At 73.3% G+C, this 25358-nt stretch carries 23 protein-coding genes and 6 pseudogenes; 17 read left to right on the top strand and 12 right to left on the bottom strand.

Going from position 1 to position 25358, the window contains the following annotated elements:
- The first annotated feature begins 62 nt into the window (after nt 1-62).
- The gene (locus B1L11_RS19485) at nt 63-1457 is read left to right on the top strand and encodes an aminopeptidase P family protein (RefSeq protein ID WP_079315808.1); all 1395 of its coding nucleotides are present in this window, start codon (nt 63-65) and stop codon (nt 1455-1457) included.
- Between the two features lie 265 nt (nt 1458-1722).
- On the opposite strand, the gene B1L11_RS19480 is transcribed toward B1L11_RS19485, so the two are convergent.
- Entirely contained in the window at nt 1723-2076 is a 354-nt protein-coding gene (locus tag B1L11_RS19480; protein WP_079315807.1) for a hypothetical protein, read from the bottom strand.
- Between the two features lie 207 nt (nt 2077-2283).
- Here B1L11_RS19480 and B1L11_RS51305 point away from each other — a divergent pair, with 207 nt between their 5' ends.
- Nucleotides 2284-2670 (top strand): 4'-phosphopantetheinyl transferase superfamily protein, encoded by a 387-nt coding sequence (locus B1L11_RS51305; RefSeq protein ID WP_256862705.1) that lies wholly within the window; start codon nt 2284-2286, stop codon nt 2668-2670.
- The gene (locus tag B1L11_RS51300; RefSeq protein ID WP_256862704.1) at nt 2655-2930 is read left to right on the top strand and encodes a hypothetical protein; all 276 of its coding nucleotides are present in this window, start codon (nt 2655-2657) and stop codon (nt 2928-2930) included. Before B1L11_RS51305 ends, B1L11_RS51300 begins: the two co-directional genes overlap by 16 nt.
- Here the strand turns inward: B1L11_RS51300 and B1L11_RS19470 are convergent.
- Nucleotides 2910-3851, bottom strand: coding sequence for a cation diffusion facilitator family transporter (locus tag B1L11_RS19470; RefSeq protein ID WP_079315806.1), 942 nt, complete (start codon nt 3849-3851; stop codon nt 2910-2912). The genes B1L11_RS51300 and B1L11_RS19470 overlap by 21 nt on opposite strands.
- Nucleotides 3852-3889: 38 nt before the next feature.
- Between B1L11_RS19470 and B1L11_RS19465 the strand changes: the two genes are divergently transcribed.
- From B1L11_RS19465 to B1L11_RS51290, 4 genes are all read left to right on the top strand, one after another.
- Complete coding sequence (locus B1L11_RS19465) at nt 3890-4357, top strand: MarR family winged helix-turn-helix transcriptional regulator (RefSeq protein ID WP_079315836.1); 468 nt, start codon at nt 3890-3892, stop codon at nt 4355-4357.
- Nucleotides 4358-4472: 115 nt separating this feature from the next.
- Entirely contained in the window at nt 4473-5120 is a 648-nt protein-coding gene (locus B1L11_RS19460) for an LppX_LprAFG lipoprotein (protein WP_079315805.1), read from the top strand.
- A complete protein-coding gene (locus B1L11_RS51295; protein ID WP_256862703.1) occupies nt 5117-6019 on the top strand; it encodes an MFS transporter in 903 nt (300 codons plus the stop codon). Before B1L11_RS19460 ends, B1L11_RS51295 begins: the two co-directional genes overlap by 4 nt.
- Entirely contained in the window at nt 5926-6666 is a 741-nt protein-coding gene (locus B1L11_RS51290) for a hypothetical protein (protein WP_256862702.1), read from the top strand. The genes B1L11_RS51295 and B1L11_RS51290 overlap by 94 nt, the downstream gene beginning before the upstream one ends.
- A gap of 18 nt (nt 6667-6684) precedes the next feature.
- On the opposite strand, the gene B1L11_RS19450 is transcribed toward B1L11_RS51290, so the two are convergent.
- Nucleotides 6685-7161: a MarR family winged helix-turn-helix transcriptional regulator gene (locus B1L11_RS19450; RefSeq protein WP_256862701.1), complete on the bottom strand. Its 477-nt coding sequence runs from the start codon at nt 7159-7161 to the stop codon at nt 6685-6687.
- 75 nt (nt 7162-7236) lie between these two features.
- Here B1L11_RS19450 and B1L11_RS19445 point away from each other — a divergent pair, with 75 nt between their 5' ends.
- From B1L11_RS19445 to B1L11_RS19430, 4 genes are all read left to right on the top strand, one after another.
- Nucleotides 7237-7590, top strand: coding sequence for a cupin domain-containing protein (locus tag B1L11_RS19445; RefSeq protein WP_256862700.1), 354 nt, complete (start codon nt 7237-7239; stop codon nt 7588-7590).
- Nucleotides 7591-7625: 35 nt separating this feature from the next.
- Complete coding sequence (locus B1L11_RS19440; protein ID WP_079315804.1) at nt 7626-8042, top strand: cupin domain-containing protein; 417 nt, start codon at nt 7626-7628, stop codon at nt 8040-8042.
- Between the two features lie 186 nt (nt 8043-8228).
- Nucleotides 8229-8690: a DUF6220 domain-containing protein gene (locus B1L11_RS19435; protein WP_079315803.1), complete on the top strand. Its 462-nt coding sequence runs from the start codon at nt 8229-8231 to the stop codon at nt 8688-8690.
- A gap of 162 nt (nt 8691-8852) precedes the next feature.
- Complete coding sequence (locus B1L11_RS19430) at nt 8853-10613, top strand: multicopper oxidase family protein (RefSeq protein ID WP_079315802.1); 1761 nt, start codon at nt 8853-8855, stop codon at nt 10611-10613.
- A 9-nt stretch (nt 10614-10622) separates the two neighbouring features.
- Here the strand turns inward: B1L11_RS19430 and B1L11_RS19425 are convergent, their stop codons facing one another.
- From B1L11_RS19425 to B1L11_RS19410, 5 genes and pseudogenes are all read right to left on the bottom strand, one after another.
- Nucleotides 10623-11270, bottom strand: a complete 648-nt coding sequence (locus B1L11_RS19425) for a response regulator transcription factor (protein WP_079315801.1) — start codon at nt 11268-11270, stop codon at nt 10623-10625.
- Nucleotides 11261-11770: a sensor histidine kinase gene (locus B1L11_RS51285; RefSeq protein WP_256862699.1), complete on the bottom strand. Its 510-nt coding sequence runs from the start codon at nt 11768-11770 to the stop codon at nt 11261-11263. Before B1L11_RS51285 ends, B1L11_RS19425 begins: the two co-directional genes overlap by 10 nt.
- Before the next feature lie 200 nt (nt 11771-11970).
- A pseudogene (locus B1L11_RS51280) lies at nt 11971-12507 on the bottom strand (sensor domain-containing protein); the annotation flags it as partial.
- Between the two features lie 87 nt (nt 12508-12594).
- Complete coding sequence (locus tag B1L11_RS19415) at nt 12595-14022, bottom strand: multicopper oxidase family protein (RefSeq protein ID WP_079315800.1); 1428 nt, start codon at nt 14020-14022, stop codon at nt 12595-12597.
- Between the two features lie 272 nt (nt 14023-14294).
- Nucleotides 14295-15536, bottom strand: a complete 1242-nt coding sequence (locus B1L11_RS19410) for a YbfB/YjiJ family MFS transporter (protein WP_079315799.1) — start codon at nt 15534-15536, stop codon at nt 14295-14297.
- 80 nt (nt 15537-15616) lie between these two features.
- Here B1L11_RS19410 and B1L11_RS19405 point away from each other — a divergent pair, with 80 nt between their 5' ends.
- Nucleotides 15617-16216 carry a TetR/AcrR family transcriptional regulator gene (locus B1L11_RS19405; RefSeq protein ID WP_079315798.1) on the top strand — a complete coding sequence of 200 codons (600 nt, stop codon included), beginning with the start codon at nt 15617-15619 and terminating at the stop codon, nt 16214-16216.
- A 50-nt stretch (nt 16217-16266) separates the two neighbouring features.
- Here the strand turns inward: B1L11_RS19405 and der are convergent.
- The 3 genes and pseudogenes from der to B1L11_RS51270 all read right to left on the bottom strand — a co-directional run.
- Nucleotides 16267-17696: pseudogene (der, locus tag B1L11_RS19400) on the bottom strand (ribosome biogenesis GTPase Der).
- A 162-nt stretch (nt 17697-17858) separates the two neighbouring features.
- Entirely contained in the window at nt 17859-18506 is a 648-nt protein-coding gene (cmk, locus tag B1L11_RS51275) for a (d)CMP kinase (RefSeq protein ID WP_256862709.1), read from the bottom strand.
- A 576-nt stretch (nt 18507-19082) separates the two neighbouring features.
- Nucleotides 19083-19274, bottom strand: a pseudogene (locus B1L11_RS51270) (MerR family transcriptional regulator); the annotation flags it as partial.
- 127 nt (nt 19275-19401) lie between these two features.
- Here B1L11_RS51270 and B1L11_RS19390 point away from each other — a divergent pair.
- Nucleotides 19402-21441 (top strand): annotated as a pseudogene (locus B1L11_RS19390) (MMPL family transporter); the annotation flags it as partial.
- A gap of 9 nt (nt 21442-21450) precedes the next feature.
- Here B1L11_RS19390 and B1L11_RS51265 read toward each other — a convergent pair.
- The gene (locus tag B1L11_RS51265) at nt 21451-22662 is read right to left on the bottom strand and encodes a DUF885 domain-containing protein (protein WP_256862698.1); all 1212 of its coding nucleotides are present in this window, start codon (nt 22660-22662) and stop codon (nt 21451-21453) included.
- A gap of 84 nt (nt 22663-22746) precedes the next feature.
- Here B1L11_RS51265 and B1L11_RS19385 point away from each other — a divergent pair, with 84 nt between their 5' ends.
- The 4 genes and pseudogenes from B1L11_RS19385 to B1L11_RS54960 form a co-directional block, all read left to right on the top strand.
- The gene (locus B1L11_RS19385; RefSeq protein WP_079315795.1) at nt 22747-23454 is read left to right on the top strand and encodes a TetR/AcrR family transcriptional regulator; all 708 of its coding nucleotides are present in this window, start codon (nt 22747-22749) and stop codon (nt 23452-23454) included.
- A 218-nt stretch (nt 23455-23672) separates the two neighbouring features.
- Nucleotides 23673-23759, top strand: a pseudogene (locus B1L11_RS54965) (MerR family transcriptional regulator); the annotation flags it as partial.
- Nucleotides 23739-24716 carry a PP2C family serine/threonine-protein phosphatase gene (locus B1L11_RS19380; RefSeq protein ID WP_218671195.1) on the top strand — a complete coding sequence of 326 codons (978 nt, stop codon included), beginning with the start codon at nt 23739-23741 and terminating at the stop codon, nt 24714-24716. The pseudogene B1L11_RS54965 and the gene B1L11_RS19380, both read left to right, overlap by 21 nt.
- A pseudogene (locus tag B1L11_RS54960) lies at nt 24713-25210 on the top strand (MFS transporter); the annotation flags it as partial. The gene B1L11_RS19380 and the pseudogene B1L11_RS54960, both read left to right, overlap by 4 nt.
- Between the last annotated feature and the right edge of the window lie 148 nt (nt 25211-25358).

Here is a 25358-nt window from a genome sequence, read left to right as displayed (position 1 = left end):
TACCTCGTCAAGGGCCCCCACCCCTACGATGGCGAAATATCACCGCACCCTGGGGGCAGAGGATGGCCGAGAAGCTCAACACCGGGAGCCACGATCTCCCGATCTCAGACGCGCTCGCGGAGTTCATGCGCGGCGGCTGGGCCGACACGCGCGAGGACGTGGCGCCGCTGCCGGTCGCCGCGTACGCGGCCAAGCGGCGGGCACGGCTCGCCGAACGCCTGCCCGGCGAGCGGCTCGTCATCCCCTCGGGCACGCTGCAGGCCCGCAGCAACGACGACGACCACCGGTTCCGTACGCACAGCGCGTTCGCCTACCTGACCGGCGGCCAGCAGCCCGACGACGTCCTGGTGATCGAGCCGTCGGGCGACGCGCGGCTGTTCCTGCATCCCCGCCCGTCCCGCGCCGAGTCGCAGGAGTTCTACCGCGACCGGCGGTACGGCGAGTTCTGGGTGGGCCGCCGTTTCGACCTCGCGGAGGCCGAGGCGGCGTACCAGATCGAGTGCGCGCACATCGACACGCTGCCGGCGGCGCTGAGCGGACCGGCGCGCGTGCTCCGCGGGGTGGACGCCTCGGTCGACGGCCTCGTCTCCCCCGCCGGCGACGACCGCGACGCCGAACTGGCCGCGGTCCTGTCGGAGCTGCGGCTGGTCAAGGACGAGTGGGAGATCGCGGAGCTGCAGCAGGCGGTGGACGCGACCGCGCGCGGGTTCGAGGACGTCGTGCGCGCGCTGCCCGCAGCCCTCGCGCACCCACGCGGCGAGCGGTACGTCGAGGGTGTCTTCGGCCTGCGCTCGCGTCTGGAGGGCAACGCCGTGGGCTACCAGTCGATCGTGGCCTCCGGGGCGCACGCCTGCGTGCTGCACTGGATCCGCAACGACGGACGGCTCGACCCCGCCGAGATGCTGCTGCTGGACGCCGGGGTCGAGGGCGACAACCTCTACACGGCCGACGTCACCCGCACGCTGCCGCTGTCCGGCCGGTTCAGCCCGATCCAGCGGCAGGTGTACGACCTGGTCTACGAGGCGCAGACGGCCGCCATCGCCGTGCTGCGGCCCGGGGTGCGCTTCCGCGAGTTCCACGAGACCGCCATGCGGGTGATCTCCGACGGGCTGCGCGAGTGGGGCCTGCTGACCCGGGCGCAGGCCGACGCGGGCCTGCACCGGCGCTACACCCTGTGCAGCAGCGGCCACATGCTGGGCCTGGACGTGCACGACTGCGCCCGGGCGCGGGCGGAGACCTACCTCGACGGCGTGCTGGAGGAGGGCCAGGTGCTGACCGTGGAGCCGGGGCTCTACCTCCAGCCCGACGACCTGACGCTGCCGCCGGAGCTGCGCGGGATCGGCGTCCGCATCGAGGACGACCTCGTCGTCACGGCCGACGGCGCCCGTCTGATGTCGGCCGCGCTGCCCCGCCGTGCCGACGAGATCGAGTCGTGGATGGCCGCCCTGGCCGGGTGACCGTCCCCGCTCCGGGCTTCCGGTCCGGGCCATACCGCCCCGGACCGGAACCCGGACGAGTAAGTCCATTGCGTTCCTGCGGGTTGCTGACGCCAGGAGTAGCGCGCTGTGCGCGACGAAGCCGAACGTGTCGCCCGCCTGCAGTTGCCGCCAGGTGCGACTGCCGTTGAGGACGCGAACGGCCCGGGTCACTCACTCGTCGTCGCATCCCGATGTGCCGGGCGCGCTTACGCCGGACCCACGGATGGCGTGGTCAGGGCGAAGGTCACGTGCCGACCCGATCCTTCACGAGCCGCACACATGCGGCCGCGACCCATCTCGGATAGGTCAGCTCACCCGGGATGTAGATCCAGTAGCTGGACCCGCCGCAAGAGCTGTAGTAGCCACCGCTCTCGCTCTGGCACAGCGACGGGAGGTACTGGCCCGCGTACAGGGTCGTGATGACGTAGCCGGACGTGGTGCTCTTCTGGGACCGGACCGAGACGGCGCCGACCCCCGGCGCCGGAGTGACGGAGCAGGTGACCGCGCCGGCCGGGTGGGCGACGAAGACCACCGAGGCCGCCGCCGCCATCACGGTCACCGCGGCGGCGGCGCCGACACGTCTTCTCGATGTCGTCATTGCTTCCTCTCCCTGGCGGTGCGTCACGACGCACCCACCGACGATCGGGGACCAAGCCGGGATCGGCTCGGGTCGAGGATCGGACAGGCCGATATACGCGAGGTATAGGCCCTGGTAGAACGTGGGGAAGCAGTGCAGGCCGAAGCGGCCGCGGCGTCCTGGACCCCAGTTCACGTGATCGTCACATCGCTCCCCTACAGTGGGCTCGTGCGCCCCCCACTGGCCGTGGCCGGCCACACCGACGACGTGCTGGACATGGTCGCCGGCACACTGACCGAGGCCGAGCGCGAGCGCGCGGGGCGTTTCACCCGCAAGCGGGACCGCCTCGACTTCGTCGCCGCCCACCTGCTCGTACGGCACTGCGCCGCGGAACTGCTCGGCACCCGCGCCTGCATGCTGACCGTGGTGCAGCGATGCGAGGGGTGCGGGCAGGCCCACGGGCGGCCCTGGCTGGCCGAGGCCCCCGAGGTGTCGATCAGCCTGGCGCACACCTCGGGCTACGTCTGCGCGGTCGCCGGTTTCGGCCGGGTGGGCGTGGACGCCGAGCACGCCACGAACGGCCCGGCGACGAGAGGCTGGTGGAGCTCGCGCTGACCCCCGCGGAGGCGAAGCTGGTCGGTGACGACAACCGCGGGCTGATCCGGCAGTGGGTACGCAAGGAGGCCCTGGTCAAGCGGGGAGAGCTCACGCTCGACCGGCTGCGCGAGGTGGACCTGTCGGCCCTGCCGCTGGTGGACGGGCTGTCGATCCCGCTGGAATGGCAGGGCCGTCACTTCGTCGAGTGGACGGCCGGCACCGTGATCGCGTCCGCGGTCACCGACGAGCCCGCCAAGCTACGCCTCCTTGGCGGTTGACCGGCCCGGGGTGGGGTCGAGGAAGACCTGCCGGATCTCCGGGAAGCGCTCGGTGAGCCGGCGCTCCACCTGGTCGGAGGCGAGCTCCAGCCGCTCCCCGGACGTCTCGTCGCGGAAGTCGACCTTCGCCGCGACCATGACCTGGCCGGGCCCCATCATGACGGTGACCAGCTCGACGACGGCCTCGACCTCCGGCTGGGCGGCCAGCTCGCCGCGGATCTCCTCCTGCAACCCGCGCGGCGCCGCCTGGCCGATGAGCAGCGAGGCGTTGGTCCTGATCAGGGTCAGCGCCACGCCGAGCAGCAGCAGCCCGATGACGATCGACGCGACGCCGTCCCATACGGCCGAGCCGGTGAGCTGCGAAAGCAGCAGGCCGACGCCGGCCGTCGCGATGCCGATCAGCGCGGCCAAGTCCTCCAGCACGACGGCCTTGAGCATGGTGTCGGAGGTGCGGTGCAGCAGCCGCCCGGGGCTCACCCGCCAGCGGCGGGCCTCGCCGCGAAGCTGCCGCAGCGCCCGCCACAGGGAGACCGACTCGATCGCGAAGGACACCGCGAGCACGAGGTACGACACCCCGATGTCGCCCAGGTCCTCCCCCGCGGTGATCGTGTGCCAGCCGTGCGTCAGCGAGAACCCGGCCCCCACGACCAGCGTGAAGCAGGCCGCCACGATCGCCCACAGGTAGGCGGCACGCCCGTGGCCCAGCGGATGGCGGGGGTCAGCGGGGCGCTCGCCGTGCCGGATCGCGGCGAACAGCACGACCTCGGTGGCGGTGTCGGCCGCCGAGTGCGCGGCCTCCGACAGCATCGCCGAGGAGGAGCTGAGCAGGCCGGCCACGAGCTTGGCCAGCGCGATGGCGAGGTTGGCCGCGCCCGCGACCACGACGGTGCCGAGGCTCTCACCGTTCTCGCTGTCAGGCATTCCGCTCCATCCGTCGAATTGATCTTATGCTGGTGGTCATGGAAGCCCCCGATTGGCTCACCCCGCAGGAGCAGCGCGCCTGGCGGGCCCATCTGGCCGCCCACCGCCTGCTCTTCCACCAGCTCGACCGGGAGCTGCAGGGCACCGGGCTGTCGCTGAACGACTACGAGATCCTCGTGAACCTCTCGGAGAGCCCCGGCCGCCGCATGCGCATGAGCGAGCTGGCCGACGCCACGATCCAGTCGCGCAGCCGGCTGTCCCACCAGATCTCGCGGATGGAGGCCGCCGGCCTGGTGACCCGGCAGGACTGCGAGGACGACCGGCGCGGCACGTTCGCCGTGCTGACCGACCACGGCTGGGAGACGATCCAGCGGGTGGCGCCGGATCACGTGGCGAGCGTCCGCCGGCACTTCATCGACCTGATGACCCCCGAGCAGGTGTCCGCCCTGGAACAGATCTACACACCGATCGTCGACCATCTCCAGGCGGTCCGCGGCACCCGGTGAGGGGGCTGCGGGACGGCGGGGGATGAGCACCGGTCCCGACTTCCCGTGGCGGGCCGCGCCAAACCGATTCCCAAGGGAGCGCGTGCCGGCCCCGCCCGCTCGCTACGATCCGGCTGTGCGAACAATCCTCGGGCTCGTCGTGGCCGGTTTGCTGCTCGTGACCGCCTGCAGCGCGAAGAGCGACACGGCCCTGCCGGACGGTCCCGCGTTGCTGAAGCGCTCGGCCGAGGCCATGCGGACGGTCAAGACGGTCGCCTTCACGATCGAGACCAAGGACAAGCCCGCCGTACCGGTCCGGCACGCCGAGGGCAGCCTCACCCGGGAGGGCGACGCCAAGGGCACCCTGCAGATCGAGATCGCGGGACTGCAGGAGATCGAGTTCGTGCTCGTCGGCGACAAGGTCTACTTCAAGGGACCCACCGGCGGCTTCCAGACCATGACCCGGCAGCAGCTCATGGCCCTTTACAACCCCTCCGCCGTGCTGACCGGCGTACCCGACCTGCTGTCCACCGCGAAGGACGTGCAGACGCAGGCGGAGGAGAAGGTCGGCGACGCCGCCGCCTACCGGGTGACGGCCGCGCTGTCGCAGCAGGTGCTGGCCACGCTGGTCCCCGGCGTGCAGCAGGGGGTGACCGGCACGCTCTGGATCGACAAGGCCACCAGCCGCCTGCTCAAGCTCGACCTGCCGCTGACCGGCGGTTCCGTGGCCGTGACCCTGGGGGACTACGACGCCCCCGTGACCATCGCCCCGCCCGCGTCGTGACCGACGCCACCGACGCCACCGGCGCGGCCGGGCAGACGCGGGCGAGCGGGACGGGCGGGCCCGCCACGCGGCGCCGGCGTCTCGCGCTGGGCGTCGGCGGGGCCGCGGTGCTGCTCGCCGCGCTCGACGCGTACGTCGTCGTCACCGTGCTCGTGGACGTCGCCGCCGACGTCGGCGTGCCGCTGAACCACCTGGAGCGCGCGACCCCGGTCGTGACCGGGTTCCTGCTCGGCTACGTCGCGGCGATGCCGCTGCTCGGCCGCCTGTCCGACCGGTACGGCAGGCGCCCGCTGATCCACGCGTGCCTGGCCGGGTTCGCCGCCGGTTCCCTCGTCACCGCCCTGGCGGCGAGCGTCCCGGCGCTGGTCGCGGGCCGTACGCTCCAGGGCGTGGCGGGCGGCGCGCTGCTGCCGATCACCATGGCCCTCGTCGGCGACCTGTGGGACGAACGCGCCCGGCCGATGGCGCTCGGCGCGGTCGGCGCGGCGCAGGAGCTCGGCAGCGTGCTCGGCCCACTGTACGGCGCGGGCCTGGCCGCGCTCGCCGGATGGCGCGGCATCTTCTGGGTCAACCTCCCGCTCGCGCTGCTGGCCGCCGTCGCCGTGCAGGCGGCGTCCCCGGCGGGCGCGAGCCGTACGGCCGGCCCTCCGGCGGGGTGCACACGGGGAAGGTGGACGCGGGCGGCGGCGTCCTGCTCGCGCTGGCGCTCGGCCTGCTGGTCGCCGGGCTCTACAACCCCTCCCCCGACACGGCCGTGCTGCCCCCGTGGGGGCTGCCGTGCGTGGCCGCCGGGGCGGTCGCGGCCGTGCTGTTCGTGCTGTGGGAGATCCGCTCGCCGGTCCGCCTGCTCGACCTGGCGGGCGTGCCGAGGACACCGCTGCTCGCCACTTTGGCGGTGAGCCTGCTCGCCGGGGCGGCGCTGCTGGTCACGCTGGTCGACGTGCAGCTCGCGGCGCAGACGCTGCTCGGCAAGGACGCGGTGGGCGGCGCCCTGGTGCTCACCCGGTTCCTCGCCGCGCTGGCGGTCGCGGCGTTTCTCGGCGGGATCCTGGTGCGGCGGTTCGGCGAGCGCCCGGTGGCGCTCGCGGGGATGGCGGTGGCCGCCGCGGGCTACTGGATGATCTCCCGGTGGCCGCTCGACCTGGCCTCGGCCGGCGTGCGGATGGACGTCGACCTCGTGGTGGCCGGCCTCGGCCTCGGAGTGGTGATCGCCCCCGTCTCGTCCGCGGTGCTGCGCGTGGTCCCGGCGGCGCAGCACGGCGTGGCGTCGGCGGCGGTCGTGGTGGCCAGGATGATGGGCATGCTGCTGGGCGTGGCCGCGCTGTCGGCCTGGGGCTTCCACCGGTTCCAGTCGCTCACCGCGCACCTGGACACGCCGCTGCCGTTCGGGGTGGACGCGGCCGAGTACGCCCGAAGGCTCGCGGACTACACGGCGAAGGTCCAGGCGGCGCTGCACGCGGAGTACACCGAGATCTTCCTGATCACGTGCGGGCTGTGCGTGCTCGGCGCGGCCGCCTCTCTGGCCCTGCCCCGCCGCCGCGCCTGACCCCGCGCCCCTGCCGGGTCAGGCGCCGAACCATCCGGGCACGTCGAGGCGGAAGACGTCCTGCGGCGTCACCTTCCGCAGGTCGGCCTCCAGTGCCCTGAGCCGCTCGTCGCCGATCACGGCGGCCCAGCGGGCCCGCAGGTCGTCGAAGATCCGGGCCGAGCGCACCAGCATGTCCACCCCCGACGGCGTGAGCCGTACGATCTTGCGGCGCGTGTCGCGGGGGTCGCGGGCGCGCTCCACGTAGCCAATGCGCTCGAGCGTCTCGATCGTCTTGCCCGCCGCCTGTTTGCTGACGCCCAGCGTGCGGCCCAGCTCCACGGCGGTCGTGCCCTCCGTGCCGATCGCCTGCATGACGAACCCGTGCATGGGCCGGGCGTGCGGATGCCCCTGACGGGCGAGCTCGGCGTGCAGTTCGTCGATGAGGACGCGAAACCCCAGGAAGAGCCGCAGGGGCAGCTCGAAGCCGGGCGGGTCGATTGACAAGATAGACAACCAGGTTCACTATTACCGACAACGACATTGTCTATCTTAGGAGACGCCGGCGATGCCTGTCATCCGTCATGCCCAATGCCGCAGATCCGAGACCCCGGCCGGGGTCATGACCACCTTCGCCTCGCCCACCCTGGGCGCGCCGCCCGGGCCGTGTGGCGCGTCGAGGCGACCCCCGCGACGAGCGGACCGCTGCACGACTTCGACGCCGAGCAGGTGTGGACGTTCCTCGGCGGGACCGCCACCGTCGAGCTCGGCGGGGAGACGTTCACGGTCGCGCCCGGCGACACCGTGGTCATGCCGCCCTCGACCCCGCGCCGCGTCACCGCGGGCGCCGGTGAGGGCTTCACCGCCGTCGTCACCGCCCCCGCCGGGGCCCGGGCCGTCCTGCCCGACGGCACCGTGCACGGCGTGCCGCCCTGGATCGCCTGACCTCCGCCCGCTCTCTCACACCAAGGAGTCACGACATGCCCGTCATCCGTTCCGTCGACAGCCGCAGGAGCACCACGCCCAACGGCGTCATGACCACCCTCGCCTCGCCCACCCAGGGAGGCGCCACCCAGGCCGTGTGGCGGGTGGACATGCCGGCCGGCAACAGCGGCCCCTACCACGCCGCCGACGGCGAGCAGGTGTGGACCTTCCTCACCGGCGGCGCGACCGTCGAACTCGACGGCGAGACCGTCGGCGTCGAGGCCGGGGACACCGTCGTCATGCCCGCGGACGTGGGCCGCCGGATGCACGCCGGCGCCGAGTCGGGCTTCACCGCGATCGTGGTCGCACCGGCCGGCTGCGAGGTCTACAACCCCGGCGGGGTGACCGCGGCGGACGCCTGCGACCTGGCCCCCAAGGGGACCGACCGGCTCGTGCCGCCCTGGACCCGCTGACACCGGCCCGAGGGGCGGCCCGGGTCTCGGGGACTTCCCGCGCGGCGAACTTCCCGGCGGACAGGGACGGGTGTCCCGGGTGCCCGGGACACCGGGCGGTCCACCATTGCGGCGTACCGTTCCGGCTCCCGCCGTCGCCCCGCAGAACCCCCGGGGCTCGTCCCTTCCCGACTGAGGAGGCCCCATATGCGCAAGGTGTTCTTCGGGTTCGCCGTTCTGCAGCTCGTCGCCGTGCTCGCCCAGTTCTACCTCGCCACGTTCGGTGCGTTCGAGACCCCGCACCCGGCGCCGGGCGACCCGAACGCCGCCATCAACTACCACGCCATGAACGGCACGATGGTGATCCCGCTCGTCTCGCTGCTGACCACGGTCGTGGCCCTGATCGCCCGCGCGGGCGGCAAGGTGGCGGGTCTGTCGATCCTGCCGTTCGTGCTGGTCGCGGTGCAGTTGTTCGTCATCTTCCCGCTGGCGGAGATCGCGGGCGCGACGGAGACCGCGACGACCACGGCCAGCCTGGTCGTCATGGGCTTCCACGCCCTCGACGGCGTGGCGATCCTCGCCGTGGCCGTCGTCGTCGTGCGCCGGGCCCGTGCCCTGGTCAAGGGCGCGCCGGTCGCGGCCCCCTCCGGGGCGCGCGTCGCGGCGTGAGCACCGCACGGCTGATCGCTCTCGATCAGATCCTGTTCGTCCTGGTCGCGGCCGCCTGGGCCGCGGACCGCCGGGGTCGCCCTGGCCGGTCTGCGGCAGCCCGCCGCGGCCGGACGGCGGACCCGCCTGATCGCCGCGGCCCTGTGCGCCGCGGCGATCGTCGTGACGGCGCTGAGGATCCCCGTCACGCTCGGCCTCGCCCGGGCGGGCTGGTGGTTCGTGGCGGAGAAGGTCACGTTGGCCCTGCCCCTGGTCGTCCTTCCCGCGCTCGCCTCGGCGGCCGTCAGCCTGCCCCGGCTGCTGCGCGCGCCGTCCGGAGGCGGCGCTCCCGTCCTGTCCCCCCGGCTCGTCGCGTTCCCCCTGCTGGTCACCGCGTACGGCGCGGTCGCCGGGGTCGCCTGCGGAGTCGTGATCTCCTATCCGGTCACGGGCGGCGGAGCGGCGGCGGTGCTCGCGCTGTTCGCCGCGGCGTCCGTCGTGTCATGGCGGCTGCTCGGCGCGGTCCGCACGCCGGGCGACCGCTGGCAGGCCGCCGGGACCGGCGTGCTCGCGCTCGCCGTCGCCCTGACCGTGGGCGGCGGCTGGTCGGGCGGTCACCCGCACTTCGGCGACCACGCACCTGCCCAGGGCATCTCCGTCGACCTGCTGCACGGCCCGTCCGCCGCGGCAGCCGGCGGGCCGTCGCGGGCGAAGCCTCGGGTCCGCCGCTTCACGCTCACCGCACAGCCCGCCACCGTACGGCTCGCCTCCGGCCCGATCGACGCGTGGTCGTTCAACGGCCAGGTGCCCGGGCCCGTGCTGCGGGTGCGGCAGGGCGACCTGGTGGAGGTCACCCTACGCAACCGGCTGCCCGGACAGGCGGTGACCGTCCACTGGCACGGGTACGACGTGCCGTCCGGCGAGGACGGTGTGCCCGGCGTCACCCAGAACGCCGTGGCGCCCGGGCAGACCCACGTCTACCGGTTCCGGGCCGAAGACGCCGGCACGTACTGGTATCACAGTCACCAGAACTCCAGCGTCGCCGTGCCGCGCGGGCTGTTCGGCCTGCTGGTCGTCGATCCGGCCGCCCCTCTGCCGGAGAGCGAGGACCACGTCCTCGCGCTGCACACGTTCGGCACCCGGCCCACGCTGTCGGTGGACGGCGCGGCGCGGGTGGACGGGCTCGCCCGCCTCGCGCTGCCGCCCGGCGCCCGGACGCGGCTTCGCGTGGTGAACACCGACACCCGGCCCGTGGTCCTCGGGCTGGGCGGCGCGCCGTACCGGATCGCGGCGGTGGACGGCGGCGACGTGCCGGGGGCGACCGACCTGGACGGCGACCGTCTGCACCTCGCCGCGGGCGGCCGTTACGACCTGACCTTCACCGTGCCCTCCGGCCCGGTGCTGCTGACGGCCGGGGACCGCCCCGCCCTCCTCGTCAACGGACCGGCGACGCCTCCGGCGGCGGCCGGGCCGATCGTTGACATCACCCGGTACGGCGCGGCCACCGCCCCGCCGGCCCGGTTCGACCAGGAGGTCACCTGGGTGCTGGACAAGACCCTCGCCATGGCCGACGGCCTGCCGAGGCTCGCCCAGACGGTGAACGGCAAGGCCTGGCCGAACATCCCCACCCCCGTCGTGCGGCAGGGCCAGACCGTGAGGATCAGGGTGGTGAACCGGGGCACCGACACCCATCCGATGCACCCGCACGGCCACCACGTGCGGATCCTGTCCCGCAACGGCGTGCCCGCGACCGGGCTGGCGATGGACACCTTCGACGTCGCCCCCGGCGAGGTCTGGGAGGTCGCCCTGGTGGCGGACAACCCCGGCATGTGGATGTCCCACTGCCACGACCTGGCGCACGCCGCCCAGGGAATGGAGTTCCACCTCGCCTACGAGGGCGTCACCACGCCGTACGAGATGGGCGGCGGCAACCACCCGGCCTGACGCGTGCGGTCAGGAGCGGAGGTAGGCCAGCACCGCGAGGACGCGGCGGTGCTGGTCGCCGTCCTCGGCGTGCAGGCCGAGCTTGGTGAAGATGCCGCGGATGTGCTTTTCCACCGCGCCCTCGGTGACGACGAGGCGGCGGGCGATCGCGGGGTTCGACCTGCCCTCGGCCATCAGCGACAGGACCTCGCGCTCGCGCGGCGTCAGCGAGGCCAGCGGGTCGTCGCGCCGCCGCCGCACCATCAACTGGGCGACGACCTGGGGGTCGAAGACCGTCCCCCCTGCGGCGACCCGCCGCAGGCCGTCCATGAACTCCTCGACGTCGACCACGCGGTCCTTCAGCAGGTAGCCGACCGCGCCGCGGGCGTCGGCCAGCAGGTCGTCCGCGTACGACACCTCGACGTACTGCGAGAGGATCAGCACGGGTGCGCCCGGCGCCTTCTCCCGCGCCTCGACGGCGGCGCGCAGGCCCTCGTCGGTGAACGTCGGCGGCATCCGCACGTCGACCACCGACACGTCGGGCCGGTGGGCGACGACGGCCTTGACCAGATCCTCCCCCGTGCCCACGGTCTCGACGACCTCGCAGCCGAACTCCTCCAGCAGGCGGACGAGCCCCTCCCGGATGAGAACGGCGTCGTCGGCCACCACTACGCGCACGGAACCTCCGCCGTGATCAGTGTCGGCCCGCCCGCCGGCGACCGCACCGACAGCTCGCCGTCGACGGCCCGCAGCCGGTCGGCCAGGCCGGACAGGCCGTGTCCCTTGGCGACGTGTGCGCCGCCGACCCCATCATCCCCGATCGTGAGGATGAGCGTGTCGCCGATCCTGGTCAGCCCGACCGAGCAGGACGTCGCCCTGCTGTGCTTGGCCACGTTGGTGAGCGACTCGGCGGTGACGAAGTAGATGGTGTTCTCGATGAGCGCGGGATACCGCTCGGCCGTCTGGACGTCCAGTTCCACCGGCACCGTGCAGCGGCCGGCCAGGGCGGCCAGCGCCGGCGCGAGGCCGCGGTCGGCGAGGATCGGCGGGGCGATGCCGCGCGACAGCGCCCGCAGCTCGTCCAGGGTCTCCCGGGTGGCGCTGATGGCCTTGCCGATCGTCTCGTGCGCGGCGGTAGCGTCCTTCTGCAGCTCCCGCTGGGCCCGCGACAGCTCCATCGCCAGGTGGACCAGGCGCTGCTGGGGCCCGTCGTGGATGTCGCGCTCCAGGCGGCGCAGCGCGTTCGCCTCCGCGTGGGCGGCGGCGTGGCGGCCCTCGGTGAGGTCGTCGATGCGCTCCTGCAGCTCGGCGACGCCGTCAGCAGCGCCCGGCCCAGCGATGCCTTGATGAGCGCGCAGGAGCGGACGACCGGGTAGAGGGTGATCGCGGCGATCACCCCGATCGCGACGTAGAAGACGCTGCCGACCAGGTAGCCCCGGCCGAGGCCGAGAAGTTCGGGCAGCTCGGTGTTGCCGGGGATGTTCGAGGTGATCCACCCGTACAGCGGATAGGTCAGCCCGGCGAGAGCCAGCGCCCACCAGGTGACGGTCACGCAGAACGCGACGATCGCGACCGGGAAGGCCAGCAGCGCGTGCAGCACGTCGAGCCAGGGCTGGCCCCCGGCGAGCGGGGTGACCGTCCTGCGGAACAGGCCGGCCCCGGGCGGCGAGGTGGGATACCGCGGCCGGGGCACGTCCCTGCCCAGCACGCCGCGCATGCGGAGCCGCTCGACGTCGCCCATCCCCCGGGCGATGAGGAGGGTGAGGGCGAGGACGGGCACGCCCACCCAGACCACCAGCAGGCCGGTGCCGGCCGACAGGCCGGCCACCGTGAGGCAGAACGTGATCGTCGCGAGGGGGAACCCGACGAGGATGTAGACCGTGTCGCCGCCGAGGCGGGAGAGAAGTCGGCGCATGTCCCCAACGCTATTGACCCGCCCGCCGCAGATCGATCCGGCGAGCGGCAGTCCCGGGGGTAGGGTATTCCCTACCCCCGGGCCGCGTCACGGAACGATCTCCATCTGCCCCATCATGCCGAGGGAGGAGTGCTCCAGGAAGTGGCAGTGGTACACGTACCGGCCGACGTAGTCGTTGAAGGTGGCCTGCAGGCGCACGACCGAGCCCGCCGCCAGGGGCAGCGTGTCCTTCAGCCCCGCGTCGTCGAGCGTCGGCGCGCCGCCGTCGCGCTCCAGCACCCGGAAGGACGTCTGGTGCAGGTGGAAGTTGTGCGGGAACCCCCAGGCGGTGTCCCCGTTGACGACGCGCCAGATCTCGGTCGAACCCCGCTTGATCTGGAAGTCGTTCCGGTTCGGGTCGTACGGCTGGCCGTTGACGAGCCCCACCGGCATGGAGCCCGACATGTCGAAGCTCAGCGTCACCTCGCGCTCGACGGTGGCGGTGCCGAGGGCCGGCAGGGGGCGCAGTTCGTCGGGCAGCAGGCTGAGGTCGGAGGCCTGCCCCACCACGTCGAACCGGACGATGGGGCCCGCGGTCGCATCGGACAGGACGAGGCGGGTGCCGACCGTGTGGCGGGAGAAGTCCACCACCACGTCGGTTCGCTCGCCGGCGCTCAGCGTCAGCTGCGTCCGGGGCACCGGCTCCGGGAGCAGGCCGCCGTCGGAGGAGATCTGGGTGAACTGCACGCCGTCGAGGCCGAGCGTGAACGATCCCTCCGTCGAGCCGTTGAGCAGCCGGAGGCGGTACTTGCGCGCGAACACCGGGAAGTACGGCTGCGCCTTGCCGTTGGCGGTGAGGACGGTGCGCTCCGCCGGGTTGCCGAAGACGAGCGCACCGGTCTCGTCGATTTGGGCGTTGCGGATCAGGATGGGCACGTCGAACGCCCCGGACGGCAGGCGCAGCCCCTTCTCCGCGTCGTCGTCGATCAGGTAGAAGCCGTGCAGGCCCCGGTAGACGTGCTCCGCCTCCATGTGGTGGGAGTGGTCGTGGTACCAGAGCGTCGCGCCCCGCTGCGCGTTCGGGTACTCGTACACGCGCGACTGGCCCGGCTCGATGACGTCCATCGGGTGGCCGTCGCTGCTCGCGGGCGTGTGACCGCCGTGCAGGTGCACGTTGGCCGGCATGTCGAGCCAGTTGCGGAAGGTGACGGTGACCGGGCGGCCGGTCTTGGCCCGGATCGTCGGTCCGACGAAGGACCCGTTGTACGTCAGCGCGGGGGTCGTGACACCGGGCAAGATCTCCACGTCGGCGGGCCGGATGTCGATCTGGTAGGCGTCGCCGGCGGCGCTCGAGCGCACCGGCCGCAGCGTCTGCGGCACGGGCATGCGGACCTGGAACGGTCCGGTGGAGGCCGCCCCGGTCCGCCGTGCCCCGAGATCGGCCGCACCCGCACGCAGGGCCAGCAGCGGAGGGCTCAGGACCGCCCCTCCCGCGACGAGACCGCCGAGCGCCAGAAAGTTCCGTCGGTTCAGCATGTGCTCCCCATAGGGCGATCGGGCGTCGCCGTCCACGCCGTGCGTGGACGGGATCGCAGTTGGTTGCCCGCTACTGGGCGACTCCGATCGTGGTCCTTTGCGGGAGTTTGGTCTTCTTCCTGGATGCTGAACCTTTTGTCGGTGTAGCCGCCGGCCGGGATCAGGCCGTCTCGAGCAGGATCGTCAGCAGCTCCCGCGGTGTGTCGCGCACCCCGCCCACCAGCCGCCGTGGCACATGCCGGGGATCAGGGCGAACGTGGCCATGGTGCGCCTCACCGTCTCGTGGACGCTTGCGCGTCGGGTGTCTTGTCGGCCGAACCGGTCCCGGCCCGGCGGGAGCGATTCGCGGACGCCGCGATCAGCGCCGCGGCGGCGCACAGGATCGCGGTCCACGCCAGGGTCGCGGCGGTCGAGGTGTGGTCGGCGACGAGCCCGGCGAGCCACGGGCCCGCGGTCTGCCCGGCCGCGAAGATCGTGGTGAACGCCGCCAGGGTGGCCGTCCAGTCGGCGGGCGGGGTGTTCGCCTTGATGAGCGCGGTGACGGCGGCGGGCACGCCCATGAACGTCGCCCCGTAAATGATCGCGGAGGCGAGGATGACCGGTGGTGCGGACGCCGCCATCGCCAGCGCCGCGCCGCCGCCCAGGAGGCCGAGCAGCACGGCCAGGGCCCGGGTGCCGGGCCACTGCGCGGTCGGGCGGCTCCACAGCGCGGGCGCCGCCACCACGGCCAGGCCGAGCGCCGTCCAAGTGAGCACCACCTGCCCGAGCGGCGCGTGCCGGTCGGCCAGGTAGGCGGACAGGAAGGTGATGTAGGTGATGTAACCGGCGGCGAACAGCAGGTAGGCCAGGGCGACCCCCCACAGCGGCCACACGTGGACCCGCCCGGCGCCGGCGGCCTGCGCCTCCTCCCCCGGCTGCGCGTCCTCCCCGGCCCTGGCGGCGGTCCAGCTCAGCAGCGCCGCCAGCCCGGCGGCCACGCCCAGGCCGGCCCAGGCCAGGTGCAGGTGGTCGCCCAGCGTCGGGATGCCGGCGCCACTGACGACGATGCCCACCCCGGCGCCCGCGAAGTAGACGGTGATGGGCGCCCCGGAGCGGCGCGGGCGGCGAGGCGCGACGCGATGACGCCGCCGGTGACGAACACGCGCGCCCGCCGCGCCGGCCGCGGCACGCGCCGCCAGCAGCACCGGATAGGCGTCGCTCGTCGCGGTGGCCGCCAGCGCCACCGCGGTGAGGACCATGCCCCACCGGAAGGTTGCCGCCGTGCCCAGGCGGCGTACGACGACCGCGGTCACCAGCGCGCCGAGCAGGTAGCCCAGCCCGTTGGCGGCGCTCATCGCCCCGGCTTCGCCCAGGGACCAGTGCAGCTCGTCCCGCATCGCCGGAAGGAGCAGCCCGTACGCGAAACGCGCCAGCCCGAGAGCCGACGCGGTGCCGAGAGCCAGCCGCGCCGCCTGCCACGCCGCCTGACGTGTCTCCCGCCGGACCGGCGTGCCGATGGCGAGAGGGTCGGACATGACGGACTCCCGGAGATCGAACCGATCGGTACGATCTCGAAGCGTAGCAGCGGATCGAACCGGTCGGTACCATCTTAGGCATGCCGGTTCCCAAGGGCTCGACGATCGATCCGGAGCGCACCCGCGCCGCCATCCTGGAGGCGGCCACCGCCGTACTGTACGAACGCGGGCTCGACGGCGTCGGCGTCGCCGAGCTGTGCGCCCTCATCGGGGTGTCGAAGGAGACGCTCTATCGGCACTTCGGCACCAAGGACGGGCTCGTGGAGGCCATGCTCCGGGCCCGCAGCGAACGCGTGACCCGCTGGCTGGCCGAGGCCGCCGCGGCGGCCGGGGACGACCCCCGCGACCAGCTCGCCGCGGTGTTCGACGCGCTGCGAGAGTGGTACGAGGATCCGGTCTTCCGCGGCTGCGCGATGCTGAACGCGGCGGCTCAACATCACGTCGAGCCCGTGCGCGCCATCACCGCGCGCCACCTCGACCGCTACCTCGACCTGCTGACCGGCATCGCCGAGCGCGCCGGAGCCGCCGATCCGCCCCTCCTGGGACGCCAGTTGCTCATGCTGGTCGAGGGCGCCACCGTCGTCGCCGCGCACCACGGCACGGCCGGCACGGGCGAGCAGGCCCGCCAGGCGGCGCTCGCCCTGCTGTCGGCCGCCTCCCGCGACGGCGGCGGAGACTGAGCCGCCCGGACTACGGCGTTCGCGACGTGCCGGCCGAGGGCCGGCCGGGGTTACTTCTTCTTGCGCTTCTCGCGGATCTTCATCGTCACCTCGATCGGGGAGCCCGCGAAGCCGAACTCCTCGCGGATGCGGCGCTCGAGGAACCGGCGGTAGGTCTCCTCCAGGAACGCCGAGGTGAACAGCACGAACTTCGGCGGCTCCGTGGACGCCTGGGTGGCGAACAGGATCTTGGGCTGCCGGCCCCCGCGCACCGGCGGCGGAGTGGCCTGCACCAGCTCGGTGAGGAACTGGTTGAGCCGGGCCGTCGGCACCCGCGTGCCCCACGACTCCAGGGCCCGTTCGATCGCCGGGGCCAGCTTCTCGACGTGGCGGCCGGTCTTCGCCGAGATGTTCACCCGCAGCGCCCAGGGCGTGCGGACGAGCTGCCGGTCGATCTCCTTCTCCAGGTAGTACCGCCGGTCCTCGTCGACCAGGTCCCACTTGTTGAACGCGACCACCATCGCCCGGCCCGACTCGATGACCAGGCCGATGATCCGCAGGTCCTGCTCGGTCAGCACCTCGGAGGCGTCGATCAGCACGACCGCGACCTCCGCCCGCTCCAGCGCGGCCCGCGTGCGCATCGCCGCGTAGAAGTCCGCGCCCTTCAGCTCGCGGTCGCGCCGCCGGATGCCGGCCGTGTCGATGAACCGGTACGTCGTGCCGCCCAGCTCGATCAGCTCGTCCACCGGGTCGCGGGTGTGCCGGCCATCGGGTCGACGAGCACCCGCTCCTCACCGGCGAGCTTGTTGAGCAGCGACGACTTGCCCACGTTGGGCTTGCCCAGCAGCGCGATCCGGCGCGGGCCCCGCCGCTCGCCGAACGTCTGCGGCGGCGTCTCGGGCAGCGCGTCGAGCACCACGTCGAGCAGGTCGCCGCTGGCGCGGCCGTGCAGGGCCGAGACGGGGTGCGGCTCGCCCAGGCCGAGCGACCACAGCCCGGTCGCCTCCAGCTCCATCTGCTGGTTGTCGACCTTGTTGGCGGCCAGCACGACCGGCTTGCCCGAGCGGCGCAGGACCGCGCCGACGGCCTCGTCGGAGTCGGTGACCCCGACACTGGCGTCCACCACGAAGAGGATCACGTCGGCCAGCTCGGCCGCGATCTGCGCCTGCTCGGCGATGCGCAGGGCCATCCCGGTCGCGTCGGGGTCCCAGCCGCCGGTGTCCACCAGCGTGAACCGACGGCCCCGCCAGGTCGCCTCGTAGGTGACCCGGTCGCGGGTCACGCCCGGCACGTCCTCCACGACCGCCTCACGACGGCCGATGATGCGGTTGACCAGTGTCGACTTGCCGACGTTGGGGCGCCCCACCACGGCGACGACCGGCAGCGGGCCCGAGTCGGGCTCCCGCTCCGCCTCCTCGGCGGAAAGCTCGGCGAGCTCGGCCTCGATCCAGCCGCCCTCGTCCTCGTCGTACTCCCCCGTCACGTCCATACCCTGCCTCATCGGCTGCTCTTCCCGTTCTCCCCGGCCTCCCGTGAGGCCTCCCGGCGGACCGCTTCCGGGGCCGGGCTCGTACGTACGTCGCACCGCGTGGCCCACCCCCTTCTCTGCAGACACGGCGCGGCAGACGCGGCGCTGGAGGCGGTCAGGCGGGGCGTGCGGGCGTCAGACCCGCTCCTTGACGAGCCGGAGCACCTCGGCGATCACCTCGTCCAGGTCCAGCGGCGTCGTGTCCAGTTCCACCGCGTCCGCGGCCATCGCCAGCGGATCGGCCTTGCGCGTCGAGTCGAGGGTGTCGCGCCGGGCCATCGCGGCCCGCTGCGCCTCCACGGTCGTCCCGTCCAGTTCGGCCGTACGGCGCAGGGCGCGCGCCTCGGCGCTCGCCGTGAGGTAGATCTTGACGGGCGCGTCCGGCGCGACCACGGTGCCGATGTCGCGGCCCTCGACCACGATCCCCCCGCCGGGAAGGGACTCGGCGATGATCTCCCGCTGCAGGGCCACAAGCCGGCGGCGCACCTCGGGCACGGCGCTGACGGCCGACACCGCGCCGGTCACCTCGGGGCCGCGGATCGGCCCGTTGACGTCGACGCCGTCCACGGTGACGCCCGGCGCGTCGGGGTCGGTGCTCATCACCAGTGCGGGCTCGGCGGACCTCGCGGCGATCTCGGCGGCGTCCTCCAGGTTCACGCCCCGCTGGAGCATCCACCAGGTGACCGCGCGGTACATGGCGCCCGTGTCGAGGTATCGCAGGCCCAGCGCCCGCGCGACGCCCTTCGAGGCACTCGACTTGCCCGATCCCGAGGGACCGTCCATGGCGACGACCAGACCCGACACCGGCTCTCCTTCTCCCCTTCGAATCGTCGTCCCCGAGGCTACCGGGATACCGCCGGAAAGCATGCATCGGCGGCGGGACGGGGCCTCCCGCGCGACGGCTCTCAGGCGGTCTCCTCGGCGGTCCCGCCCAGCACCCGGGCCGCCCGCGCCTCCTGGGCCAGGCGGCGCAGGGAGGCGAGCACAGGGTCGCCGAGAGCCGTCCAGATCACGATCGCCTCGGCCATGGCGTGCAGGTCGCCGCGCCGGCCGATCGCCCGCACCTCCGTGTCCGCCAGGGTCTCGGGCGGTCTCGGCGTAGGTCTCCAGCAGGTCCAGGTAGTCGTCCTGACCGAGGCGGCGCAGGGTCGCCAGCGCGTCCGCCAGCGTCCGCCTGGCCGGGTTGCCCGGCTTGACCTGCCAGCCCCGCCGGGCGATCAGGTCGTCGACCTGCGCGGCGGCCTCGTCCCAGGCGTCGTCCTCGGCGTGCTCCCTGGGTGGGGTCAGCGCGTACTGCGCCTTGCCGAGCACGTCGAACTCGGAGATGCCGGAGGAGAAGATCAGCGCGAGCGCCTGACGGGCCGAGGCCACCGGCAGCCCGCCGACCTCGACCAGCGCCCGGGCCAGCCGCAGCCGCCTGACGTGCTCCTCGCCGTACCGCGCCTGGTTGGGGCCGGTCCGCTCTCCCGGCGGGACCAGCCCCTCCCGCATGTAGTACTTGATGGTGGGGATCGGGACCCCGGTCCGCCTGCTCAGCTCCGCGATCCGCATGTCCCTCTCCCTCGCCGCACCCTCCAAGGATAGGCCCGGGGCTTGCTCCCACCCGCAGATATGGATAGCGTCGCTATCGATCAATTATGGATAGTGACACTCTCTACTATCGGAATGGGGGAAGCGCATGTTCGGCGCTCTCGGCCGCTTAGCGGTCCGTCGCCGTCGCCTGATCCTGCTGGGCGCGCTGCTGTTCACCGTGGTCGCGGGCGTCTGGGGCGTCGGCGTCTTCGGCCGCCTCGGCGGCGGCGCGGGCTTCGACGACCCCGGCAGCCCGTCCTCGCACGCCGACCGTCTGCTCGCCGGACCGCTGGGCCGCCACACGGCCGACGTCGTCGTGCTGTACGAAAGCGACCGCCTCACCGTGGACGACCCCGCCTTCGCCTGCCCCGTACGCCGGGCCCTCGACGCGGTCCCCCGCCAGGACGTCGTACGGCTGGAGTCGTACTGGTCGACCGGCTCACCCGGCTTCGTGTCGGAGGACCGGCACGCGACGTACGTCACCGTGCAGTTCCGCTCCCCCGACGACCAGGAGCGCGTGCGGGCCCTGCGCGGCATCCGGGACAGGTTCGACGTCGAGGGCCTGACCGTGCGGTTCGGCGGGATCACGGCCATGACCGACCAGGTCAACAGCATGATCGGGCGTGACATCGGCCTGGCCGAGGCGATCTCGGTTCCGATCCTGCTGCTCCTGCTGGCGGTGGTCTTCCGCAGCCTCCTGGCGGCCGCGCTTCCCCTGGCCGTCGGCGTGGTCGCCGCGCTCGGCACGATGGCGGTCCTGCGCCTGGTCACGCTGGTCGCCGACGTCTCGACGTTCGCCATCCAGGTCGTCACGGTGCTCGGCCTCGGCCTGGCGATCGACTACGCGCTGCTCGCGGTCACCCGGTTCAGGGAGGAGCTCGGCAGGGGCGCGTCCGTCGAGACGGCGGTGGAGCGGACGACGGCCACCGCGGGCCGGACGATCGCGTTCTCCGGCGCGGTCGTGGCGCTGTCGTTCGCGGGGCTCGCGGTGTTCCCCTCGCGGTTCCTGCTGTCGATGGCGTACGCGGGCGCCGCCACGGTCGTCCTGGCCGTGCTGACCTCCCTCACCGTGCTGCCCGCGCTGCTGGCGGTGATAGGGCGGCGAACCGGCCGCGCCCGGCCCGCCGCCTCCGGCGAGCGGTGGCATCGACTGGCCCACGCCGTCATGCGGCGGCCCCTCGCGAGCGCGCTCGCCGCCGTCGCGGTGCTCGTGGCGCTCGGCCTGCCGTTCCTCGGTGTGAACTGGGCCAGGCCCGGCGACTGGGTGCTGCCCGCGGGCGCCGACGCGCGCGCCGTGACCCGGGAACTGGACGAGCGCTTCACCGCCGACCCCGCCAAGGTCGTGACGGCCGTCGTCGAGTCGCCACGCGCCCTGGACCGGGCCGCGCTGGACGGTTACGCCGCCCGTCTGGACGCCGTGCCCGGTGTGGAGGGCGCGTCCGTCACCGGGACCTCCGGCGCTCTCGCCAGGATCACCCTCGGCTACGCGATGGACCCCATGTCTCGCGAGGCCGTGCGGATGGTCGAGGACCTGCGGGCCGTGCCGCCTCCGGCCGGGGCCGTCACGTCGTTCACCGGGATGCCCGCCTCGCGGGTGGACATCGTGGACATGGTCGTCTCCCGCCTGCCGTGGATGGTGCTGTTCGTGGCCGTGGTGTCGATCGCCCTGATGTTCCTGGCGTTCGGCTCGGTGATCCTGCCGATCAAGTCGGTGCTGCTGAACCTGTTGTCGCTGTCGGCGTCCTTCGGCGCCATCAAGCTGATCTTCCAGGACGGCCGCCTGGCCGGGCTGCTCGGCTTCGAGCCGGTCGGAGCCGTCGACGTGAACTTCCCCGTGCTGATCGTCGCGATCGCCTTCGGGCTGGCGATGGACTACGAGATGTTCCTCCTGTCGCGCGTACGCGAGGAGCGCGAGCGCGGGGCCGATCCCGCGGAGGCGATGGCGCGCGGCCTGGCCCGGACGGCCGGGGTCGTCACCAGCGCCGCCCTCCTCGTCGCCGTGTCCGTCGCCGGTTTCGCCTTCTCCAGCGTGACGATCATGAAGATGGTCGGCGTCGGCCTGGTGATCGCGGTCGCCGTGGACGCGACGATCGTGCGCTGCCTGCTGGTGCCGGCCACCATGCGGCTGCTCGGGGAGCGCGCCTGGTGGGCGCCCTCAGGACTCCAGATCCGCCGGCAGCAACTGCTCGGTGAGCAGGCGCCGTACGCGGACGGTGCGGTCGGGGTGGTCGAGCCAGGAGTTCAGCAGCCGCCATCCGTGGTAGTAGCCGAGCGTGTAGATCCCCATCCCCGCCGTGCGCAGTGAGCCCAGCACCGCGGCGGCCTCGGCGTCGGAGAGCAGGGCCCAGCGCGACAGGTAGCCCGCGACCTCGTGGTCCGGCCGCCCCTCGGCGACCAGGAACGCCGCGTTGGCCCAGACGCCGAACAACGCGGTGCGGGCCCGGTGGATGGCGGCGAAGTCGCTGCCGTCGGGGTCGATTCCCTCCTCGGCCAGGACGTTGGCGGTCAGCCATGCCTGGGCCTCGTCATCCTCGAAGACGATGTCCTGCGCGTGCAGCCCGAGCCCTTCGCTGATCACGAACGACGGCCCGAGCATGAACCTCACCCACTGGTCGAGCCGGCCCTGCTCCTCGATCAGCACCAGCTCCTTGAGCATGGACTCGGCGATGTGCCCGGGATGGCCCTCGTGCGCCACCACGTACAGCAGGTCGGCCAGGTTGAACGGCAGATCGGCGTTGATGAAGATCGTCGAGCGCAGTCCGCCCGCGTAGTGACCGGCCGCCAGGTAATGCGCGCCGCGCTGCAGCCGGCACTCCACCACCTCGTCGTCCGGCAGCGGCACCAGCGCGTTCGTACGCCGGCGCGTCTCGGCCACGGCCCGTTCCACGAGGGCGGGCAGCCGGCCGAGCCGTTCCACCGGCAGGGTGTGGGCCGCCTGCCAGGCCCGCAGCCGCTCGGCCAGCGAGCCGGGCCCTCCTCCGGCACGGGGCAGGGCCCGGTCGAGCTGGGCGTGCGCCTCCTCGAACACCTCCGGCGGCAGCCAGGGCACCTCGACACCCAGGCACCGGCGGGCGTACTCCGGCAGTGGCAGTTCCTCCCCGCCGAGGCGCCGGGCGACCGCGCGCAGCGCCCGCACCTGCGCCGTCAGATACCGGACCCGCCCCGGTTCGAACGGCGGCCGGTCCAGCAGGGCCTCGGCGTCGTCGGCCAGCCGTCCCGGTGGAGGCGGATCCTCCCGTTCGACCTGTTCGCTCCACTCCTGCGGCCCGCGGTAGACGAGCATGGTCGCCCCACCGTCCCCGGTCACCTGCCTGTTGACGCGCAGTGCCAGCAACGCGTACGCGCGCAGCCACTCCTGGGGGGTCATACGACATCTCTCCCTTCCATGACACGACCGCGGTGCCGAAGCTAGCTGTACGGTTGGCCGTACGTCGTACGGAAGGAGGAGCGGATGTCCCGGCAGCGACCGCCCGCCGTCTGGTTCACGGAGGAACAGCCGCGCAAGCCCCGGCTGTCCCGCGAACGCATCGCGCGGGCCGCCGTCGCCCTGCTCGACGCCGAGGGAGTGACGGGCTTTTCCATGCGCCGCCTCGCCGCCCGGCTCGACGCGGGGGTGATGTCGGCCTACGAGTACGTCCGCGGCAAGGAGGACGTGCTCGACCTGGCCATGGACCAGGTCTTCGCGGAGATCGAACTCGACGACACCGGCATCACGCCCTGGCGCCAGGTCCTGACCCGGCAGCTCCACCAGAGTCGCCGCGTGATGAAACGCCACTCCTGGCTGCCGTCGCTGATGGCGGTCCGTCCCCTGCTGGGCCCGCACTTCCTCGCCCGCTCCGAGCTGTTCTACGCCACGCTCGCGCGGGCCGGGCTGCGCGGCCCCGAACTGCTCGCCGCCGTCGGCACTCTGACGTACTACGTCCAGGGGTACACCGCGGCGGAGATCACCTGGCGCGGCTCGGTCCGCGACTCCGCGGAGGAGACCGAACTACGCCGTCAGGCCCAGGAGTACCTCGACCAGCGGGCGGAGCTGTATCCCACCCTGACCCGGCACGCCCAGCTCGCCGACGACGACTTCGACGGCCAGTTCCAGCGAGGGCTGGACCTCATCCTCGACGGCATCCAGGCCCGGCTCGGGCATGAGGCGCAGGACCGCTGATCCTCCGCCTCTTGACCGTGCGCGTGTTGACCTTGCCCCTGGGTGAAGCCCCAGCATCGTCGGCACCCGGCCGTGGCGGCCGGGACGAGGAGGAGTGGTGCGGGAGCTGCTGACCATCGGGACGTTCGCCCGGGCCGCCCGGCTGTCGCCCAAGGCGCTGCGGCTGTACGACGAGCTCGGGCTGCTGCGGCCGGCCGCCGTGGACGGCCGAGTCGGGATACCGCTACTACGACCCGGCCCAGCTGGAACGGGCCCGCCTGATCGCCGGGTTGCGGCGGCTCGGCATGCCGCTGGCGCGCGTCCGTCAGGTGTGCGACCTGCCCTCGCCGGACGCGGCCGAGGAGGTGGCCGCCTACTGGCGGCACGTCACGGCCGAGACCGAGGCCCGCGGCCGCCTCGCCGCCTTCCTCGTCGACCACCTGTCGGGAAGGGGCAGCGCCGTGAAGGACACCACGACCAGGCTGGGGATCCGCTACGCCGCCCGGTCGGAGCCCGGGCCGGTGCGAACGAGCAACGAGGACGTCGCGTACGCCGGCGAGCGGTTGCTCGCGGTGGCCGACGGAATGCGCGGCCCGGGCGGCGACCGCACCGCAGCGGCGGCCGTCGACGCGCTCACGCGCCTGCGGACCCTGCCCGCGCCCGCCGAGGACCTGCTCGGCGCGCTCGCCGACGCCGTCGGCGACGCGGAGCGGGCGATCCGGGACATCGCCGCCTCGACACCGTCGGGGGAGGCGGTCACCACGCTGACCGCGCTCGTGTGGTCCGGGTCGCGGCTGGCGCTGGTGCACATCGGCGACAGCCGGGCGTACCTGTTCCGCGACGGGGGGCTGTTCCAGATCACCCACGACCACTCGTACGTGCAGTCGTTGATCGACGAGGGGCGGCTCACCCCGGAGGAGGCCGTCTCCCACCCGCGGCGCTCGCTCCTGGTGCGCGCGCTGACCGGCGCCGGGTCCTCCCTGCCCGACCTGTCGATGCACGAGGCCGTCCCCGGTGACCGTTACCTGCTCTGCTCGGACGGGCTGCCGGGTGTCGTGCCGGCCGGCGTACTGCGCCAGACGCTCGCCGGTCCCGGCGGTCCGCGGCAGGTCGTCGACGAGCTGATCGACCTGGCGTACGCCGCCGGCGCCCCCGACAACGTCGCCTGTGTGGTCGCCGATGTGGTGGCCGACGCTCCGGCTGACCCGGTGGCCGGCCCGGTGGCCGACGCGGTGGCGGCGGAGGGAAGTACGGCCACCGGCGACGACGGGGTCGCGCGATGAGTGCCGCGACGGCGCGGCCGCCCCGTTCTTCCACCTGTTCCTCCAGGCCGGCCTCCGCCCGGTCCTTCGCCGTCGACTGCCGGCCGCTGGCCGTCCCGGCGTTCCGGCGGATGTGGGCCGCCTCGGTGGTCTGTGCCGTGGGCGGGTCCTTCAGCGTGGTCGCGGTGCCGACGCAGCTGTTCACGGTCACCGGCTCGTCGGCGGCCGTGGGAGCCGCCGCTGGGGTGTCGCTCGCCGCGCTGATCGTGGCGGCGGTGTGGAGCGGCGCCCTCGCCGACGTCATGGACCGGCGGACGATGCTGCTGGCCGCCCATCTCGGCCTGGCCCTGACGTACGCGGCCCTGTGGATCCAGGCGGTCCTGGGCGGCCGCTCCGTCCCCGTCCTGCTGGTGGCGGTGGCCTTCCAGGGGCTGACCTACGGGACGGTCATGACGACGACGGGGGCCACCGTGCCCCGCCTCGTCCCGGCCGAGCTGTTGCCAGCGGCCAACGGCCTCAGCTCGCTGGTCCGCGCTGGCCCGCCACGCCTTCGGCGGCACGGCCGGGGGCGGCCCGGAGACGGGGCTGCTCTACGCGGCCTACCCCGCCGGGGTCTTCGCGGCCGGGCTGCTGTCGGGCACGTTCACCCGCGCCCGGCGCCAC

Source organism: Microbispora sp. GKU 823, assembly GCF_002027145.1.
Taxonomy (GTDB): domain Bacteria; phylum Actinomycetota; class Actinomycetes; order Streptosporangiales; family Streptosporangiaceae; genus Microbispora; species Microbispora siamensis.
The sequence above is the reverse complement of the archived record's forward strand: the minus strand, read 5'-3'. Positions and strand labels throughout refer to the sequence as shown.

Bases quoted from the DNA above. Each gene is read 5' to 3' on its own strand.
- B1L11_RS19485 (WP_079315808.1), top strand. From the start codon at position 63: ATGGCCGAGAAGCTCAACACCGGGAGCCACGATCTCCCGATCTCAGAC.
- B1L11_RS19480 (WP_079315807.1), bottom strand. From the start codon at position 2,076: ATGACGACATCGAGAAGACGTGTCGGCGCCGCCGCCGCGGTGACCGTG.
- B1L11_RS19470 (WP_079315806.1), bottom strand. From the start codon at position 3,851: ATGCCTGACAGCGAGAACGGTGAGAGCCTCGGCACCGTCGTGGTCGCG.
- B1L11_RS19465 (WP_079315836.1), top strand. From the start codon at position 3,890: ATGGAAGCCCCCGATTGGCTCACCCCGCAGGAGCAGCGCGCCTGGCGG.
- B1L11_RS19445 (WP_256862700.1), top strand. From the start codon at position 7,237: ATGCCGCAGATCCGAGACCCCGGCCGGGGTCATGACCACCTTCGCCTC.
- B1L11_RS19440 (WP_079315804.1), top strand. From the start codon at position 7,626: ATGCCCGTCATCCGTTCCGTCGACAGCCGCAGGAGCACCACGCCCAAC.
- B1L11_RS19435 (WP_079315803.1), top strand. From the start codon at position 8,229: ATGCGCAAGGTGTTCTTCGGGTTCGCCGTTCTGCAGCTCGTCGCCGTG.
- B1L11_RS51285 (WP_256862699.1), bottom strand. From the start codon at position 11,770: ATGGAGCTGTCGCGGGCCCAGCGGGAGCTGCAGAAGGACGCTACCGCC.
- B1L11_RS19415 (WP_079315800.1), bottom strand. From the start codon at position 14,022: ATGCTGAACCGACGGAACTTTCTGGCGCTCGGCGGTCTCGTCGCGGGA.
- B1L11_RS19410 (WP_079315799.1), bottom strand. From the start codon at position 15,536: ATGTCCGACCCTCTCGCCATCGGCACGCCGGTCCGGCGGGAGACACGT.
- B1L11_RS19405 (WP_079315798.1), top strand. From the start codon at position 15,617: ATGCCGGTTCCCAAGGGCTCGACGATCGATCCGGAGCGCACCCGCGCC.
- cmk (WP_256862709.1), bottom strand. From the start codon at position 18,506: ATGGACGGTCCCTCGGGATCGGGCAAGTCGAGTGCCTCGAAGGGCGTC.
- B1L11_RS51265 (WP_256862698.1), bottom strand. From the start codon at position 22,662: ATGACCCCCCAGGAGTGGCTGCGCGCGTACGCGTTGCTGGCACTGCGC.
- B1L11_RS19385 (WP_079315795.1), top strand. From the start codon at position 22,747: ATGTCCCGGCAGCGACCGCCCGCCGTCTGGTTCACGGAGGAACAGCCG.
- B1L11_RS19380 (WP_218671195.1), top strand. From the start codon at position 23,739: ATGCCGCTGGCGCGCGTCCGTCAGGTGTGCGACCTGCCCTCGCCGGAC.